The 1,309-nt window shown below is 38.4% G+C and carries 2 protein-coding genes; both read left to right on the top strand.

Translation table 11 applies throughout. The features are described from left to right. Positions 1-335 precede the first annotated feature (335 nt). Complete coding sequence (locus ACED25_RS23440) at positions 336-782, top strand: type III secretion system chaperone (RefSeq protein ID WP_017098095.1); 447 nt, start codon at positions 336-338, stop codon at positions 780-782. A 7-nt stretch (positions 783-789) separates the two neighbouring features. Continuing rightward, positions 790-1,080 carry a T3SS regulon translocated regulator ExsE2 gene (gene exsE2, locus ACED25_RS23435; RefSeq protein WP_371696272.1) on the top strand — a complete coding sequence of 97 codons (291 nt, stop codon included), beginning with the start codon at positions 790-792 and terminating at the stop codon, positions 1,078-1,080. Positions 1,081-1,309: the final 229 nt, after the last annotated feature.

Here is a 1,309-nt window from a genome sequence, read left to right as displayed (position 1 = left end):
AATACGCGAAACGGGGTTGTTCTATCTTTAAATTTAATTACGCAACAAAGCCACTTATCAGTACCAAGGAAGATGAATAAAGCTGCATGGAATAAAGATTACAGAGCCTCCGTTCTGTTTACATCAGATTAACAAAGTACATTCGTGCCCTTATTGAGACCATAAAAGGAATAGAATCACGCTTAAGAAGCGCGAATGCCGAAGAACTGCGTATTTTGGTAATTGCGATCTGACTGAACCTTACGTAATATATAAAAAATATCAACCAATAATAATATAAAAAACACCAGTTTAACCTATAATAACTATTAACATTTAATGAAAGGACTGTTTTTATGTCAGTACGCCAAATTGTAGATGAGGTTCTGATAGAGTTTTCTCGTCGAGTAGGCTTGCCTGAATTACATTTGACTGAAGACGAACTGGGGTTAGCTTTTGACGATAAGTTAAGAGTGCATTTAATTTTTCACTCTAAAATAGAAACACTTCAACTAGAAGTAGAGATTGTTGACCTACAAATTGTTAATTCTGATCTTTATCGTTCTTTTTTGTCATTCAACTATCACTGGTCTGAACATCAACTATTTTTTAGTCTAGATAATCACAGGCACAAGCTGTGTTTAAACAGGTTGCTTCGTGCCGAAAAACTCGACTATGAGCTGTTTGAGAGTGGACTTGCTGAACTGCTCACACAGAGCGAATCTTGGGAGTCCTTGTTGTCTGCTCATGTCGTAACAGAAGTTTCACCGTCTATGCTTCAGAGCTCAGACTTAAGAGTTTAGGTACCTTATGTCCAACGACATCAAACCAAAAATAAATGATATATATTTCAATAACTTAGATAGCAAAGGGCAACCTCCCCTCGCAACGCAAGGCACCTTTCTGGGGCGAATCGTTGTACAGACTAGTCCTGGAGAGCGAGAGGCGAATCGAGCCAACTCCAAACTGGAGTTAAGTGAGTTGTTGTCGATGCATGCGAATGTGGAAATTTATAACTCAATCTTAAGCTTCGAAAAAGACCCTCATTCTGTACAAGCCTTATTGAATAGAAAAATCCAAGTGATCAGTCAGTCTCAATAAAAACGACCATAAATCGAAATCGGCCCTAGTTTTGAGCCTTGTGTAACTCTCCTCAACTTGTGCGTTGTAATGACACAGAGTTAAAGCGGTACTAATAGCTGTAGCACACAATACACGCTGTTTCAGATAGTGGACACTTGTGATAGTCAAATTTTTGGGTCGCGACTCCAATCTGTTGTTTCTGTGTTAGAATCTAGGTTTTTTGGGATACAAATCATGGCAACTATTC

The sequence above is a fragment of the Vibrio sp. 1F263 genome, from assembly GCF_041439035.1.
In the GTDB taxonomy this organism is placed as follows: domain Bacteria; phylum Pseudomonadota; class Gammaproteobacteria; order Enterobacterales; family Vibrionaceae; genus Vibrio; species Vibrio tasmaniensis_A.
The sequence above is the reverse complement of the archived record's forward strand: the minus strand, read 5'-3'. Positions and strand labels throughout refer to the sequence as shown.